This is a genomic window from Variovorax sp. MPBD4-3, from assembly GCF_058809745.1.
The window spans coordinates 1-14,629 of record NZ_JBXASW010000040.1 but is presented as its reverse complement, the minus strand read 5'-3'; the positions used below and the strand labels follow the sequence as shown (position 1 = coordinate 14,629).

Here is a 14,629-nt window from a genome sequence, read left to right as displayed (position 1 = left end):
GCATGAAGCCGATCTGGATAGTTGATGACGACCAATCGATTCGCTTCGTGCTCGAGAAGGCTCTGCTGCGCGAAGACCTGCCCACGCGCAGTTTCACCAACACGCGCGAGGTGCTCGCCGCACTCGAGCAGGCCGCCGACGACGAACAGCAGGGCCCCCAGGTACTGGTGAGCGACATCCGCATGCCCGGCGGCTCCGGGCTCGACCTGCTCGACAAGATCAAGGCCAAGCACCCGGGCCTGCCCGTCATCATCATGACGGCGTTCTCCGACCTCGACAGCGCCGTCTCGGCCTTCCAGGGCGGCGCATTCGAATACCTGCCCAAGCCCTTCGACCTGCCGCGCGCGGTCGAACTCATCCGCCGTGCCGTCGACGAAAGCCAGCGCGAGGAAGTGGCCGAGGAGCGCATGGTCGCCGCGCCCGAAATGCTCGGCCAGGCCCCTGCGATGCAGGACGTGTTCCGCGCCATCGGACGGCTCTCACAGAGCAACGTCACGGTGCTCATCACCGGCGAATCGGGCTCGGGCAAGGAACTGGTGGCGCGCGCGCTGCACAAGCACTCGCCGCGCGCCAACGGCCCCTTCGTGGCCATCAACACCGCGGCCATTCCCAAGGACCTGCTCGAGAGCGAACTGTTCGGCCATGAGCGCGGCGCCTTCACCGGCGCGCAGACCATGCGCCGCGGCCGCTTCGAGCAGGCCGAAGGCGGCACGCTCTTCCTCGACGAAATCGGCGACATGCCCTTCGACCTGCAGACGCGCCTGCTGCGGGTGCTGAGCGATGGCCATTTCTACCGTGTGGGCGGCCACAACTCGGTGAAGGCCAACGTGCGCGTCATCGCGGCCACCCACCAGGACCTGGAGCAGCGCGTCAAGCTCGGCGGCTTCCGCGAAGACTTGTTCCACCGCCTCAACGTGATCCGCCTGCGCCTGCCGGCGCTGCGCGAACGCGGCGAAGACGTGCCCGCGCTCACGCGCCACTTCCTGCAGGTGAGCGCGCGCCAGCTCGGCGTGGAGCCCAAGCGCATTTCCGATGCCGCGCTGACCAAGCTCGCGGCGTTCAGCTTCCCGGGCAACGTGCGCCAGCTCGAGAACATCTGCCACTGGCTGACGGTGATGGCGCCGGCCCAGTTGATCGAGGCCAAGGACCTGCCGCCCGAAGTGATGGCGGTGGGTACCGCGGCCAGCGAGGCGCATGCAGCGCCGGAAGCTGCCCCGCAGGCCCCGGCCATCGCGAGCCCGTTGGTTGCGCCCCCGGCGGCCGTCGGCGACGCGCCCGCCGTCGCGCATGTTCACGCCGAGGCCGTCGAAAGCCCCGCGCTGGTGAGCAGCTGGGAGAGCGGCCTCGAGGTCGAGGCCCAGGCCCTGCTGGCCGCCGGCCGTACCGACGTGTGGGACGTGCTCTCGCGCCGCTTCGAGTCCAGGCTCATCCTCACCGCGCTGGCCAACACGCGCGGGCGGCGCATCGAGGCCGCGCAGAAGCTGGGCATCGGGCGCAACACCATCACCCGGAAAATCCAGGAACTCGGCATCGAATGAAAAAGGCCCCTCAGGGCCTTTTTCTTTGCCTCTGCCCGGTTGCCTGTTACCTGCTGCGCTGTCCCAGCGTCAGCGAGTCGATCTGGAACTTGCCGCTCTTGTCCCAGAGCCAGGTGTCGACATAGGTGTGGCCGCCGAGCTTGCCCGGGCTCGGCAGCGGCGACGTCGCCTTGATGAGCTCCGCGATCATCGGCGCCACTTCCGGCGCATGGCTCGGCGTGCGGCTGAAGGTCACGTTGACCACCTTGCCGTTTGCGTCGATGTCGGTTTCGACCACCACCACGGCATACACCAGCGGCGGGATCTTTCCCTTGTAGATGCGGTTGGCGTAGGCCTTGTAGATGTGCTGCGCGCCGATCTTGCGGTAGGCCCGCACGGCGGGCGTCTGCGCAGTGATGAGCCGCACCGTGGGTACGTCGCGCCCGCTGGGCGCGGCCTCGTCGGTGGGCGCCGTCGCGGTGCTGCCCTTGCCGCCTTCGTCGGCCTTGTCGGCCGGCTTGAACAGCGAGCACGACGCCAGCGTGAAGGCTGCCGCGGCGATCACCAGAAAGCGGCAGGCCCGGCCCGCCGCGCCTGCTTCGAATACCGCGCCTGTTTTCATCGGATCAGGCACCCTGGTCGAGGTCCAGCACCACGGGCGCGTGGTCGCTCGGCTTTTCCCATTTGCGCGGCACGCGGTCGACCACGCAGCCCTTCACGCGCGGCACCAGCGGCTCGCTCACCAGGATGTGGTCGATGCGCAGGCCGCGGTTCTTCTGGTAGCCCAGCATGCGGTAGTCCCACCACGAGAAGCTCTTCTCGGGCTGCTCGAACATGCGGAAGCTGTCGGTCAGGCCCAGGTCGAGCAGCGCCTTGAAGTGGTTGCGCTCCTCGGTCGTGTGGTGGATGGTTTCCTTCAGGCCCACCGGGTCGAAGCTGTCGCGGTCTTCCGGCGTGATGTTGAAGTCGCCCAGCAGCACGAGGTTCGGGTTGGCCACCATCTCCTGGCGCAGCCAGTCGCGCAGCGCGTCGAGCCACTTCATCTTGTACTCGAACTTGTCGCTGCCCGGCGCCTGGCCGTTCACGAAGTAGCCGTTGACCACGCGCAGCGGACCCGAGGGCGTCTCGACCGTGGCCGCGATCACGCGCGACTGGTCGTCGGTGAAGCCGCCGATGTTCTTCACCACGTCGCGCACCGGCGCGAGGCTGAGGATGGCGACGCCGTTGTAGGTTTTCTGGCCGAACACCGCCGCTTCATAGCCGGCCGACTTGAGCACCTCGAGCGGGAACTTGTCGTCGGTCATCTTCAGTTCCTGCAGGCACAGCACGTCGACCGGGTTGGCGATGAGCCAGTCGAGCACGTGCTGCAGGCGCGCGGTGAGGGAGTTGACGTTCCAGGTGGCTATCTTCATGGGGCTTGCAACTTGTTGCTTTCGAAACAAGTCCTTGGGTTTTTGCGGTGCATCCCTCACAGCATATCGCGCAAACCCGGCGCCCTTGCGTTCGCGGGGCCTATGCTGCCAGCGCCCGCATTTCGGCGATCAGGTCGGCCTTGCCCTCGAAGCCGATGCCCGGCAGCGGCGGCAGCGTGACGTAGCCGTTGTCGACCTTCACGCCATCGGGGAAGCCGCCGTAGGGCTGGAACAGGTCGGGGTAGCTCTCGTTGCCGCCCAGGCCCAGGCCCGCCGCGATGGCCAGCGACATCTGGTGGCCGCCGTGCGGAATGCAGCGCGATGCCGACCAGCCGTGCTCCTTCAGCATGTCTAGCGTGCGCAGGTACTCCACAAGGCCGTAGCTGAGCGCGCAGTCGAACTGCAGCCAGTCGCGGTCGGGCCGCATGCCGCCGTGGCGGATCAGGTTGCGCGCGTCCTGCATCGAGAACAGGTTCTCGCCCGTGGCCATCGGGCCGGCATACGCCTCGCCGAGCTTTGCCTGCAGCTCGTAGTCGAGCGGGTCGCCGGCTTCCTCGTACCAGAACAGCGGGTACTGCGACAGCGCGCGGCCGTAGTCGATGGCGGTCTGCAGGTCGAAGCGGCCGTTGGCGTCCACCGCCAGTTGCTGGCCGGGGCCGAGGATCTTCAGCACCGACTCGATGCGCTCGCAGTCTTCGGCCAGCGTGGCGCCGCCGATCTTCATCTTCACCACCGAGTAGCCGCGCTCCAGATAGCTGGTCATCTCGCGCTGCAGGCCTTCCACGCCCTTGCCGGGGTAGTAGTAGCCGCCCGCCGCGTAGACGAACACGCGCGGGTCCGGCTTGCCGGTGCCGTAGCGCTCGGCCAGCAGCTGGTAGAGCGGCTTGCCCGCGATCTTGGCGGTGGCGTCCCACACGGCCATGTCGATGGTGCCCACCGCCACCGAGCGCTCGCCGTGGCCGCCGGGCTTCTCGTTGATCATCATGCGGGCCCAGATCTTGTGCGGATCGAGGTTCTCGCCCGTCTCGTCGAGCAGCGATGCGGGCTCGGCTTCGAGCAGGCGCGGCAGGAAGCGCTCGCGGATCAGCCCGCCCTGGCCGTAGCGTCCGTTCGAATTGAAGCCGTAGCCGATGACCGGCTTGCCGTCGCGGATCACGTCGGTGACCACGGCCACCAGGCTCAGGGTCATCTTCGAGAAGTCGATGTAGGCGTTGCGGATGTCCGACTTGATGGGACGCGTGGACTCGAGGATGTTGACGATTTTCATGATCGGTCTGGGTGGATGGAAAAGGAAAGGAGATTCAGCGGTGCAGCGACGAACCGCCGCAGATGGCGACGTCCTGCCCCGTGATGGCCGCCGCCGGCGGCGAAAGAAGAAAGCCCACCAGGGCCGCGATTTCCTCCGGCTGGATCAGCCGGCCGATGGGCGGCATGCGCGGCGCGCTGCCGGCGCGTGCCGGGTCCTGCAGCATCGAGGTCTGCGTCGCGCCGGGCGACACCACGTTGACGGTCACGCCCTGCGCAGCGACCTCGGCCGCCCAGCTGCGCGCCAGCGCGATCAGCGCGGCCTTGGTCGCGGCGTACTGGCCGCGTCCGGGCAGGCCCTGCGCGACGCGGCTGCCGACGAACACGACGCGGCCCTTGCCGCGCGCGGCCATCGCGGGCACGAGCGCGTCGGCCAGCCGCGTGGCCGCATCGACGTGCAGCCGCCACATCAGCTCGCCGCCCGCGTGGTCGAGCGAGCCCAGCGGGCCGACACGCAGCACGCCGGCCGCATGCATCAGCGCATCGGCGTCCTGGAGCGCAGAGGCCGCACGCGCGATGGCATCGGCATCGCTCAGGTCGACGGCCACGTGCGCGAAGCGCCCGTGAGACAGCGTCGGCCCGGCGAGGTCGAGCCCGCTCACGCGCCAGCCCGTCTCCAGCAGATGCGACGCGATGGCCCGGCCGATGCCGCCGCTGCTGCCCGTCACCACTGCATGCGGCGCTGTCGCGGCTTCATTCGACATGGATGTTGCCTTCCACGATGATCTTCTTCGAGCGCGCCATGTCCTCGGCCTGGAACTTCGCGAACTCCTCGACGCTGCCCGGCGTCAGCAGCAGGCCCTGTGCACCCAGCGTCTCGCGCATGTCGGTGCCCAGTGCCTTGTTGACCTCGGCGTTCAGCCGCTGCGTGATGGCCGCGGGCAGCTTCGCCGGCCCCCACAGGCCGTACCAGCTGTAGAACTCGTAGCCCGGAATGCTCTCGCCCACCGTGGGCACGTTCGGCAGGCTGGAGGCGCGCGTGGCCGAGGTCACGGCAATCACCTTCACCATGCCGCTCTTGTGGTACTGCAGCGAGCCGAGGATGGGGTCGATGAAACCGTCGATCTGCCCGCCGATCAGGTCCTGGAACGCGGGCGCCGTGCCTTTGTACGGCACGATCAGGTAGTCGAGCCCGCCGCCCGCGCGCTTGAGCAGCTCGGTCGACAGGTGGCCGGCCGATCCGATGGAGCCCACCGCGAAGGTCATCTTGCCGGGGTGCGCCTTGGCGTACGCGATGAGCGACTTCACGTCCGTCACCGGCAGGTTCTTGTTGACGGCCACCGACAGCGGCGCCTTGGCCACCAGCGCCACCGGGGTGAAGTCGCGCGTCACCTCGTAGGGCACGGCCTTCATCGTCATCGGCGCGGTGGTGAAGGTCGATGCGTTGAACAGCAGCGTGTAGCCGTCGGCCGGAGCCTTCGACACCACGTCGGCGCCGATGATGCCGTTGCCGCCGGCGCGGTTCTCCACGATGAAGGTCTGGCCCGTCTGCTCGCCGAGCTTCTGCGCCAGCAGGCGGCCGATGGTGTCCAGCGTGCCGCCCGGCGGAAACGGAATCACCATGCGCACGGGGCGGCTCGGCCAGGTCTGGGCGAGGCCGGCGGTGGACGCCGCGGCCAGCGCGAGGGCGGCCAGCGTGGCCCGCAGGAAATGGTTGCGTTGCATGTCTCTTGTCTCCTTGTGGTTCTTCGTCGGGGCATCGCGGGTGTCGCGGCCCCGTGGGCTCAGCGCTTCGACAGCCCGGCCTGCTCGACGGCCGCGCGCAGCGCATCCATCTCGCGCGCGTTCGGCGCTTCGGTCGGCGGGCGCACGGTGGCGTTGTCGAGCACCCCCGCCAGGAACATGCCGCCCTTCATGCGCGCATGCGCCTCGCCGGTCGGTTCGCCGCCGCCGTACACCGCGTCTTTCAGCGGCGTGATGAGCGCCTGCACCGCCATCGCCTTCTTCAGGTCGCCGGCCTTCACCGCGTTCCACAGGTCGATGATCAATTGCGGAATGAAGGTCGCGAAGCCGACCAGCGCGCCGTCCACGCCCTGCACCATCGATGCGAGCAGGTATTCGTCGTGGCAGGTCAGGATGGCCTTCGACGCATCGGCTTCGCGGATCGCCTGGATGTCGCGGGCGTACTTGTTCATGTCGCGCTGGCCCACCTTGAAGGCCTGCAGGTAGGGCAGGCGGGCCAGTTCGGCCAGCAGCTGCGACGAATACGAGGCGCGCGTCCACGCCGGGTACACGTGGCAGACCAGGTCCAGCTCCGGCGCGGCGCGGTGGATGGCCTCGAAGTACTGCAGCGCATGCCCGGGCGTGAAGCCGAAGCGCAGCCAGTGGTGCGGCGGCATCACGTCCAGCGCCACCGCGCCGGCGGACTGCGCGGCGCGGGCGTGCTCGGCGGCCTCGGCCAGCCCCTCGCACACGATCGACGAGATCACCGGCATGCGGCCGCGCAGCTCGTCGGCCACGATGCGCGTCACCTCGGCGCGCTCCGAAGGCGTGAGCGAGAACACTTCGCCGGTGTGGCCGTTGGTCATGATCGCCACCACGCCGTCATGGCCGGCGAGCCACGAGGCCAGCTTGCGCAGCGCCGGTTCGTCGATGCGGTGGTCGGCCGTGAAGGGGCAGGAAATGGCGGGGATGATCCCGCGATAATTCGCGATGGAAGGCATGCTGTGTCTCCGTTGTGGTTCAAGGTGCAGGAATGGGTGCATCTTTTGCCGGCGGAGGGCGGGCCGTCCAATACTCGAATCGCATACAACTATTCAACCGCGCTGCGCATGGGCCCTGGCAACCGACCGCTCGACCTGGAATGGCTGGAAGATTTCCTGGCCCTGGCCGAGTCCGGCAATTTCTCGCGTGCCGCGCAGGCGCGCTCCATCGCGCAGCCGGCGTTCAGCCGCCACATCCGTTCACTGGAAGAGTGGGTGGGCGTCGACCTGTTCGACCGCAGCGCGCACCCCACGGCGCTCACGGCGGCGGGCAAGCGCTTCCAGCCGCTGCTGCGGGAGGTGCTGGCCGATCTGGAGGCCGCCCGCATCAAGGCCCGCGCCGCGCACGACCTGGACGCGGCCAGCCTGAGCTTTGCCGCCACGCATGTGCTGTCGCTCACCTTCTTTCCGCGCTGGCTCGCCGGCGTGGAGTCGCGCCTGAGCATGGGGCCCATCCAGACCATCTCCGACAGCTCGTACGCCTGCGAAGACCTGATGCTGCAGCGCCGCGTGCAGTTCGTGCTGTGCCACGGGCACGCGGGCGCGCCGGGGCGGCTCGACGACACCGGCTACCCGGTTCAACGACTGAGCGAAGACGTGCTGCTGCCCGTGAGCGCGCCCGGTGCGAACGGCGCGCCGCTGCATGCGCTGGGCGCAGGCCAGTCGCCTTCGGTGCTGGCCTACAGCGATGCTTCGGGGCTGGGCCGGATCATGCGGGCCATGCAGGACAGCGAGTTCGGCAAGGACTTCGCCGCGTCGCTGTCGATCGTCTTCACGGCCCACCATGCCGCGCTGCTGCGCACCATGGCGCTCGAAGGCCGCGGCCTTGCATGGCTGCCGATGAGCCTGGTGGCCGACGACCTGCGCAGCGGCACGCTGGCCGATGCCGGCGCGGGCGGCTGGCGCGTGCCGGTGGACATCCGGCTGTATCGCCAGCAAGCGCACATGGCGCCGGTGGCCGAGGCGCTATGGACGCTGGTCAGCGAAGGCGCATCAGGCGCCTGACCGCTTCAGTTGGCGCAGCGAGCTTCCAGCGCATCGAGGAAGGAGCGGTCCCAGCGGCCTTCCTTCATCGCCTGGATCGTGCGCGCTTCCGTCTCCAGGTGCGCGCGGGCCTTCTCGATCAGCAGTTCGGCCTCGTCGGGCGAGAAGGCGAGCAGGCCGTCCTGGTCGCCCACCACGATGTCGCCCGGGTTCACGACCATGCCGCCGACCGACACCGGCACGTTGATCTCGCCGGGGCCGTCCTTGTAGGGTCCGCGATGGTTCACGCCGCGCGCGTACACCGGGTAGTCGCGCTCGCGGATCTCGGCCACGTCGCGGATGGCGCCGTCGAGCACCAGGCCCGCGGTGCCGATGGTCGCGGTATAGAACGACAGGATGCCGCCGATGACTGCGTTGGTGATGTCGCCGCCCGCGTCGATCACCAGCACGTCGCCGGGCCGGCAGAACTCGAAGGCGCGCATGGGCGTGAGGTTGTCGCCGCCGCGCGTCTTCACGGTCACGGCCGTGCCCGCCATGGTCTTGTGGCCGGGGCGGTGGTACGGCTGCAGGCCGACGCTGCCGATGTTGCGGTGCAGGTTGTCGCTGAGCGCGGCCACTGGAATCTCTTGCAGCGCGGCCAGGATGGCCGGCGCCACTTGCGGGGCCGACGGGTTCTTGCGGATGGCTTTGTAGGGCATGACTGGTCCTCGTGAGTTCTTCGGCACGCTTCAGCGCAGCGCGGCCACGGCACGCGCGATGCGCTTGCAGCCTTCTTCCAGCGTCTCTATCGACGTGGCAATGGAAAGACGGAAGTAGGGCGACAGGCCGTACGCGGTGCCCGCGACCACGGCGACGCCTTCGCTTTCGAGCAGGTACATCACCACGTCGCCGTCTTCGTCCAGGCGCTTGCCTTCGGGCGTGGTCTTGCCGATGAGGCCGCCGCAGTTGATGTACAGGTAGAAGGCGCCGGGCGGCGTGGCGCAGCCGAGGCCGGGAATGTCGTTGACGAGCGCCAGCGTGCGGTCGCGCCGCTGCCTGTACACGGCCACGCTCTCGGCCACGAAGCCCTGGTCGCCGTTGAGCGCGGCGGCGGCCGCGGCCTGGCTTACCGAGCAGCAATTGCCGGTGGACTGCGACAGCAGCGTGTCCAGCGCCTTGATCAGGTCCACAGGCCCGGCCGCGTAGCCGATGCGCCAGCCGGTCATCGCATAGGTCTTGGAGACGCCGTTCACTATCAGCGTGCGATCGCGCAGGGCCGGCGCCACCGAAAGGATGTGCGGCAGCGGCTCGCTGCCGAAGCGGATGTGCTCGTAGATCTCGTCGGTCATCACCATCACGTGCGGATGGCGTTCCAGCACTTCGGCCAGCGCGCGGTATTCGGCGGCGGTGTAGCTCGCGCCGGTCGGGTTGCTCGGCGAATTGATCAGCAGCCAGCGCGTGCGCGGTGTGATGGCGGCCTCGAGCTGGGCCGGCGTCAGCTTGAAGCCGTTCGCCTCGGGGCATGCCACGGTGACGGGCGTGCCCTCGCAGGCCAGCACCATGTCGGGGTAGGACACCCAGTAGGGCGCGGGAATGATCACCTCGTCGCCCGGCTCCAGCGTGATCGCGAAGGCGTTGTAGATGGCGCTCTTGGCGCCGCTGGTGGCGATGATCTCGTTCATCGCGTAGCGCAGGCCGTTCTCGCGCTCCAGCTTGGCGACGATGGCTTCACGCAGCTCCACCGTGCCCGCCATCAGCGTGTAGCGCGTGGCGCCGCGCTCGATGGCCGCGGCCGCGGCCTGGCGGATGTGCGCCGGCGTGTCGAAGTCGGGCTCGCCCACCACGAGGTTGACGATCGACTTGCCCTGCCTGCGCAGTTCGTTGGCGCGGTCGGCGGCCGAGGTGCTGGGCGAGGGCTTGATGCGCCGCACGCGGGCGGCAATGCGGGAAGTAGTGGCTTGCATGGACCGAACGGTACGCACATCGCTCCCGCGAGGCCAAGACGAGATTGCACTGGTCGTATAGGCGCAGCTTATGACTCATGGTGAGCCCCGATATCCGCCGCGCGACCGCGATGCTAGGCTTGGCTTTTGCTTGGGGACAAGGCGTGAACCTGCGACGCCTCAAATATTTCGTGAAGATCGTGGACATCGGCAGCCTGACCCAGGCCGCCGAAGTCCTTTTCATCGCCCAGCCCGCGCTGAGCCAGCAACTGGCCACGCTCGAAGGCGAGGTGCGCCAGCAGTTGCTCGTGCGCACCAAGCGCGGGGTGACGCCCACCGAGGCCGGCAAGGTGCTGTACCGCCATGCTCAGATCATCCTGCGCCAGTGCGAGCAGGCCCGCGTCGACATGGAGGCCGCGGGCGAAGGGCTCTCCGGCCAGGTTTCCGTGGGGCTCGCGCCCGGCACCGCCGCTTCGGCGCTCTCGCTGCCGCTGTTGCGCACGGTGCGCGCGCGGCACCCGGGCATCCTGCTCTACCTGAACGAGAACTACGGCACCACGCTCAGCGAACTCATCATGAACGGCCGCATGGACCTGGCCGTGCTGTATGGCGACAAGGCCATCCACGGGCTTACCTTCCTGCCGCTGCTCAAGGAGCCGCTGTTCCTGGTCGGCCCGGCATCCATGCCCGCGCCCTCGCAGCCGGTGAAGCTGGCCGACCTGCGCGACATCGAGCTCTTCCTGCCGCGCCCCTACAACGTGGTGCGCAAGCTGGTGGATGCGGCCTTCGTGCGCGCGGGCATGGTGCCTCGCGTGGTGGCGGAGATCGAATCGGCCTTCACCCTCACGGCGGCCATTGCCGACGGGCTGGGCGCGACCATCCTGCCGGCGTCGATGGCGCGCGAGGTAGTCGCGAGCTGCGGCGCCTGGCAATTCCCCATCGTCGACCCTGTCATCGAGGCGCCGCTGGCGCTGTGCCAGTCCGACCACCTGCCGCTGTCGGAGCCCGCGCAGGCGGTGAAGGACATCCTGCTCGAACTCGTGGCCGACCTGGCCAACACCGTCGCGTCGACGCCCGAACCCGGGATCGCCGCGCTGTCCTGAGCCGGGCGTCATAAGGCGCCCTTATCCCGGCACAGCCATTCCGTCTTTGGCTTCAGGCGCGCGGACCGTTACCTTTCATGCATGCCGTCACGCGTTCGCGGAACGCGTCGGCCACCACAGCCATCGGCATGAAGCAGGAACAGATCAAGACGCTCATCGACGCTTTGGCCGCATCGGACCTGGCGGAACTGGAGTACAGCGAGAACGGCAGCACGCTGCGGCTGGTGAAGCTGGCCGCGCTGGGGGCTGCATCCGCCGCGCCCGCTGCACGAAGCCCCTCCGGCGTACGAAAGGCACCGCGCCAGGCGCCGCAAGAAACCACTGCTCCGGCTGTTGCCAGTGCCGAGTGCCTCGCGCCGCTGTTCGGCGTTGTGCACCTTCAGCCCGCGCCCGGCGAGCCGCCTTTCGTGCAGCCTTCCCAGGCCGTGGAAGCCGGCCAGCTTCTGTGCGTGATCGAGGCGATGAAGATGTTCAACGAGGTACGCTCCGACCGCACGGGCACCGTGCGGCAGGTGCTCGTGCAATCGGGCCAGGAAGTGGAAGCAGGACAGCCCCTGTTCCGCTTCGACTGAGGAGGCCCGCGCCATGTTCGACACCGTGCTCATTGCCAACCGGGGCGAGATCGCCCTGCGCATCCAGCGTGCCTGCCGCGGCCTGGGCCTGCGCACGGTGGCCGTGCATTCCGAGGCGGACCGCGACGCCATGTACGTCGCGCAGGCCGACCAGGCGCTGTGCATCGGGCCTGCCGCGCCGGGCCTGAGCTACCTGAACCAGTCCGCCATTTTGTTCGCCGCCGAGGTGAGCGGCGCGCAGGCGATCCATCCCGGCTACGGCTTTCTCTCGGAGAACGCGGGCTTCGCGGATCGTGTGGCGCAGGCCGGCCTCGTGTTCGTCGGGCCCAGCGCCGCGTGCATTCGCACCATGGGCGACAAGGTCTCGGCCAAGCGCGCGATGCGCAAGGCCGGCGTGCCCTGCGTGCCCGGCCCCGACGAGCCGCTGCCGGACGACCCGGCCGCCGTGCTGGCCCTGGCGCGCGACATCGGCTATCCGGTGATCGTGAAGGCGGCAGGCGGTGGCGGCGGGCGCGGCATGCGCGTGGTGCACGAAGAAGCCGCGCTGCTCGACGCCATGGCCCTCACGCGCGAGGAAGCGCGCCAGGCCTTCGGCAATCCCGAGGTCTACATCGAGAAATTCCTGCTGCATCCGCGCCATGTCGAGATCCAGGTGCTGGCCGACAGCCACGGCAACGCGGTGTGGCTGGGCAGCCGCGACTGCTCGCTGCAGCGGCGCCACCAGAAGGTGATCGAAGAGGCGCCCGCGCCCGGCATCGACGACGCGCTGATGGCCGAGGTGGGCGAGCGCTGCGCGGCCGCGTGCCGGCAGATCGGCTACTGCGGCGTGGGCACCTTCGAGTTCCTGTACGAAAAGGGCGCCTTCTATTTCATCGAGATGAACACCCGCCTGCAGGTGGAGCACCCGGTGACCGAGATGACCACCGGCATCGACATCGTGCAGCAGCAGTTGCGCATGGCGCTGGGCGAGCGCCTGTCGCTGGCGCAGGCCGACGTGCGCTGCCAGGGCCACGCCATCGAGTGCCGCATCAACGCCGAGAACCCCGACACCTTCGCGCCCGCGCCGGGCCGCATCACCGGCTGGCAGGTGCCCGGCGGCTTCGGTGTGCGCGTCGATTCGCACGCCGGCGCCGGCTACCGCGTGCCGCCGTACTACGACTCCATGATCGCCAAGCTCATCGTGCACGGACATACCCGCGCCGACGCGCTCGACCGCATGCGCCTGGCGCTGGCCGAGACGCGCGTGGAAGGCATCGCCACCAACGTGCCGTTGCACCGCGCGCTCGTGCAGGACGACGGCTTTGCCGCCGGCGGCGTGGACATCCATCACCTCGAACGCTGGCTGCAGCGAAGGAGCGCGGCGTGAGCCCACAGGCATCCCGTACCGAACCGTCCATCAGCCTCCTGGGCACCACGGCGCTGCTGTTCGAAGCGCCCGGCGACATGGACCTGCCTTCGCAGCAGCGCATCTGGGCGCTGGCGCACGAAGCCGAGAGCTGGCCCGAAGTGCGCGAGGCCGTGCCCGGCATGAACAACCTGATGCTCACCTTCACGCGCGCGCCGCGCCATCTCGATGCGCTGTGCGAGCGCCTGTGCGACGCCTGGCGCGCGGCCACCGCCGTGCCGCGCGAAGGCCGCGTGGTGGAACTCCCCGTGGTCTACGGCGGCGAGGGCGGCCCGCACATGGCCGACGTGGTGGCGCACACGGGCCTGAGCATCGAGGCCATCGTCGAGCTGCACAGCGCGCCGCTCTATCCGGTGTACGCGCTCGGCAGCCATCCCGGCTATTGCTACCTGGGCGGCATGGACCCGCGCATCGCCACGCCGCGACGCAAGGTGCCGGTGCTGAGCATTCCGGGCGGCGCAGTGTCGATCGGCGGCGCGCAGACGGGCGTGTCGGCATCGGCCGGCCCCAGCGGCTGGAACACCATCGGCAGCACGTCGATGGTGTTCTTCGACCCCGCGCAAGACCCGCCCGCCATGCTGCAGCCGGGCGACATGATCCGCTTCCGCGTGGAGGGCATCGTCCGATGATCGAAATCCTTTCCTCCGCCGCGCTCGCCACCGTGCAGGACCTGGGCCGCACCGGCAGCCTACGCTGGGGCGTGGGCACTTCCGGCGCCATGGACAACCTGGCGCTGGCCGCCGGCAACCTGCTGCTGGGCAATGCGCTGGGCGCGGCAGCCGTCGAGGTGCCGGTGTTTCCGTTCAAGGTGCGTTTCGGCGAGGACTGCGCCTTCGCGCTCACCGGCGCCGACTGCGCCGCCAGGCTCGACGACCAGCCCCTGTTGCCCTGGTGGGTGCACCAGGCACGCGCCGGCCAGGTGCTGACGCTCGGCCTGCCGCAAGGCGGCGCGCAACGCGGCAGCCGCGCCATGCTGTGCGTGGCCGGCGGCATCGACGTGCCGGAGGTGCTGGGTTCGCGCAGCACCCAGCTGCGCGGCGCATTCGGCGGCCATGAAGGGCGCGCATTGCAGCGCGGCGACATGCTCCGCGCCGCCGGAGCCGGTACTGCCAGCCGCACCGGCTTCGGCCTCGTGCCGCCCGCGCTCGCGCTGCCATTGGCGCGCGACGGCGTGGCCGCCGTGCGCGTGCTGCCCGCAGCCGAATACATGGCCTTCGAGCCCGCTTCGCGCGACGCCTTCTGGTCCGGCGAATGGAAGATCACGCCGCAGAGCGACCGCTACGGCTACAGGCTCGACGGCGAGCCGCTGCGCCCCATCGCCCCCATGGAGCTGCGCTCCCACGGCATCGTGCCCGGCGTCATCCAGGTGCCCCACAGCGGCCAGCCCATCATCCAGATGCGCGACGCCCAACCCTCCGGCGGCTACCCCAAGTTCGGCACCGTGATCGAGGCCGACATGTGGCGTCTCGGCCAGGCACCCATCGGCAGCCGCATGCGCTTCATCGAAACCACCTGGGACGAGGCGCTGGCCGCGCTCGACGAAGTGCGTGCGTGGCTCGACAAGGTGGCGCGTGTGGTGGCTCTTCATCGGGGGGCGGCTCGTGTCTGAGTCCTTTTCTTCGGGGCCCGATCACGCCGACGGGGTACCTTGCTCCGCGAATGTCCCCCGCCCTTCGGGCTCCTCCTTTATTTCGCTGCGCAAGGCAC

At 69.2% G+C, this 14,629-nt stretch carries 15 protein-coding genes; 7 read left to right on the top strand and 8 right to left on the bottom strand.

Features of this window, described 5'->3' with window-relative positions; all coding sequences use genetic code 11:
• The first annotated feature begins 2 nt into the window (after positions 1-2).
• Complete coding sequence (gene ntrC, locus AC1RVW_RS20960) at positions 3-1,538, top strand: nitrogen regulation protein NR(I) (protein ID WP_081271315.1); 1,536 nt, start codon at positions 3-5, stop codon at positions 1,536-1,538.
• Between the two features lie 46 nt (positions 1,539-1,584).
• Here the strand turns inward: ntrC and AC1RVW_RS20955 are convergent, their stop codons facing one another.
• The 6 genes from AC1RVW_RS20955 to AC1RVW_RS20930 all read right to left on the bottom strand — a co-directional run bounded on the left by AC1RVW_RS20955 (position 1,585) and on the right by AC1RVW_RS20930 (position 6,897).
• Positions 1,585-2,139, bottom strand: coding sequence for a hypothetical protein (locus AC1RVW_RS20955; RefSeq protein ID WP_493202256.1), 555 nt, complete (start codon positions 2,137-2,139; stop codon positions 1,585-1,587).
• 4 nt (positions 2,140-2,143) lie between these two features.
• Entirely contained in the window at positions 2,144-2,929 is a 786-nt protein-coding gene (xth, locus tag AC1RVW_RS20950; protein WP_493202254.1) for an exodeoxyribonuclease III, read from the bottom strand.
• A gap of 100 nt (positions 2,930-3,029) precedes the next feature.
• A complete protein-coding gene (locus AC1RVW_RS20945; protein ID WP_493202252.1) occupies positions 3,030-4,196 on the bottom strand; it encodes a mandelate racemase/muconate lactonizing enzyme family protein in 1,167 nt (388 codons plus the stop codon).
• Positions 4,197-4,230: 34 nt separating this feature from the next.
• Positions 4,231-4,938, bottom strand: coding sequence for an SDR family NAD(P)-dependent oxidoreductase (locus AC1RVW_RS20940; protein WP_493202250.1), 708 nt, complete (start codon positions 4,936-4,938; stop codon positions 4,231-4,233).
• Positions 4,928-5,899, bottom strand: a complete 972-nt coding sequence (locus AC1RVW_RS20935) for a Bug family tripartite tricarboxylate transporter substrate binding protein (protein WP_493202248.1) — start codon at positions 5,897-5,899, stop codon at positions 4,928-4,930. Before AC1RVW_RS20935 ends, AC1RVW_RS20940 begins: the two co-directional genes overlap by 11 nt.
• 59 nt (positions 5,900-5,958) lie before the next feature.
• Entirely contained in the window at positions 5,959-6,897 is a 939-nt protein-coding gene (locus AC1RVW_RS20930; protein WP_493202246.1) for a dihydrodipicolinate synthase family protein, read from the bottom strand.
• A gap of 108 nt (positions 6,898-7,005) precedes the next feature.
• Between AC1RVW_RS20930 and AC1RVW_RS20925 the strand changes: the two genes are divergently transcribed.
• The gene (locus AC1RVW_RS20925; RefSeq protein WP_285414704.1) at positions 7,006-7,941 is read left to right on the top strand and encodes a LysR family transcriptional regulator; all 936 of its coding nucleotides are present in this window, start codon (positions 7,006-7,008) and stop codon (positions 7,939-7,941) included.
• A 5-nt stretch (positions 7,942-7,946) separates the two neighbouring features.
• On the opposite strand, the gene AC1RVW_RS20920 is transcribed toward AC1RVW_RS20925, so the two are convergent.
• Positions 7,947-8,618 carry an RraA family protein gene (locus AC1RVW_RS20920; RefSeq protein WP_106937314.1) on the bottom strand — a complete coding sequence of 224 codons (672 nt, stop codon included), beginning with the start codon at positions 8,616-8,618 and terminating at the stop codon, positions 7,947-7,949.
• A gap of 30 nt (positions 8,619-8,648) precedes the next feature.
• The gene (locus AC1RVW_RS20915; RefSeq protein WP_493202243.1) at positions 8,649-9,863 is read right to left on the bottom strand and encodes an aspartate transaminase; all 1,215 of its coding nucleotides are present in this window, start codon (positions 9,861-9,863) and stop codon (positions 8,649-8,651) included.
• A 143-nt stretch (positions 9,864-10,006) separates the two neighbouring features.
• Between AC1RVW_RS20915 and nac the strand changes: the two genes are divergently transcribed.
• The 5 genes from nac (at position 10,007) to AC1RVW_RS20890 (ending at position 14,531) form a co-directional block, all read left to right on the top strand.
• Positions 10,007-10,945, top strand: coding sequence for a nitrogen assimilation transcriptional regulator NAC (gene nac / locus AC1RVW_RS20910; protein ID WP_234382427.1), 939 nt, complete (start codon positions 10,007-10,009; stop codon positions 10,943-10,945).
• Between the two features lie 128 nt (positions 10,946-11,073).
• Positions 11,074-11,517 carry an acetyl-CoA carboxylase biotin carboxyl carrier protein gene (locus tag AC1RVW_RS20905; protein ID WP_106937731.1) on the top strand — a complete coding sequence of 148 codons (444 nt, stop codon included), beginning with the start codon at positions 11,074-11,076 and terminating at the stop codon, positions 11,515-11,517.
• A gap of 13 nt (positions 11,518-11,530) precedes the next feature.
• The gene (accC, locus tag AC1RVW_RS20900; protein ID WP_493202240.1) at positions 11,531-12,883 is read left to right on the top strand and encodes an acetyl-CoA carboxylase biotin carboxylase subunit; all 1,353 of its coding nucleotides are present in this window, start codon (positions 11,531-11,533) and stop codon (positions 12,881-12,883) included.
• Positions 12,880-13,551 (top strand): 5-oxoprolinase subunit PxpB, encoded by a 672-nt coding sequence (gene pxpB / locus AC1RVW_RS20895; protein WP_285414708.1) that lies wholly within the window; start codon positions 12,880-12,882, stop codon positions 13,549-13,551. Before accC ends, pxpB begins: the two co-directional genes overlap by 4 nt.
• Entirely contained in the window at positions 13,548-14,531 is a 984-nt protein-coding gene (locus AC1RVW_RS20890; protein WP_106937318.1) for a 5-oxoprolinase subunit C family protein, read from the top strand. Before pxpB ends, AC1RVW_RS20890 begins: the two co-directional genes overlap by 4 nt.
• Positions 14,532-14,629: the final 98 nt, after the last annotated feature.

Bases quoted from the DNA above. Each gene is read 5' to 3' on its own strand.
- AC1RVW_RS20955 (WP_493202256.1), bottom strand. From the start codon at position 2,139: ATGAAAACAGGCGCGGTATTCGAAGCAGGCGCGGCGGGCCGGGCCTGC.
- AC1RVW_RS20930 (WP_493202246.1), bottom strand. From the start codon at position 6,897: ATGCCTTCCATCGCGAATTATCGCGGGATCATCCCCGCCATTTCCTGC.
- AC1RVW_RS20890 (WP_106937318.1), top strand. From the start codon at position 13,548: ATGATCGAAATCCTTTCCTCCGCCGCGCTCGCCACCGTGCAGGACCTG.
- xth (WP_493202254.1), bottom strand. From the start codon at position 2,929: ATGAAGATAGCCACCTGGAACGTCAACTCCCTCACCGCGCGCCTGCAG.
- AC1RVW_RS20920 (WP_106937314.1), bottom strand. From the start codon at position 8,618: ATGCCCTACAAAGCCATCCGCAAGAACCCGTCGGCCCCGCAAGTGGCG.
- AC1RVW_RS20925 (WP_285414704.1), top strand. From the start codon at position 7,006: ATGGGCCCTGGCAACCGACCGCTCGACCTGGAATGGCTGGAAGATTTC.
- ntrC (WP_081271315.1), top strand. From the start codon at position 3: ATGAAGCCGATCTGGATAGTTGATGACGACCAATCGATTCGCTTCGTG.
- AC1RVW_RS20945 (WP_493202252.1), bottom strand. From the start codon at position 4,196: ATGAAAATCGTCAACATCCTCGAGTCCACGCGTCCCATCAAGTCGGAC.
- AC1RVW_RS20905 (WP_106937731.1), top strand. From the start codon at position 11,074: ATGAAGCAGGAACAGATCAAGACGCTCATCGACGCTTTGGCCGCATCG.
- accC (WP_493202240.1), top strand. From the start codon at position 11,531: ATGTTCGACACCGTGCTCATTGCCAACCGGGGCGAGATCGCCCTGCGC.
- AC1RVW_RS20940 (WP_493202250.1), bottom strand. From the start codon at position 4,938: ATGTCGAATGAAGCCGCGACAGCGCCGCATGCAGTGGTGACGGGCAGC.
- AC1RVW_RS20935 (WP_493202248.1), bottom strand. From the start codon at position 5,899: ATGCAACGCAACCATTTCCTGCGGGCCACGCTGGCCGCCCTCGCGCTG.
- AC1RVW_RS20915 (WP_493202243.1), bottom strand. From the start codon at position 9,863: ATGCAAGCCACTACTTCCCGCATTGCCGCCCGCGTGCGGCGCATCAAG.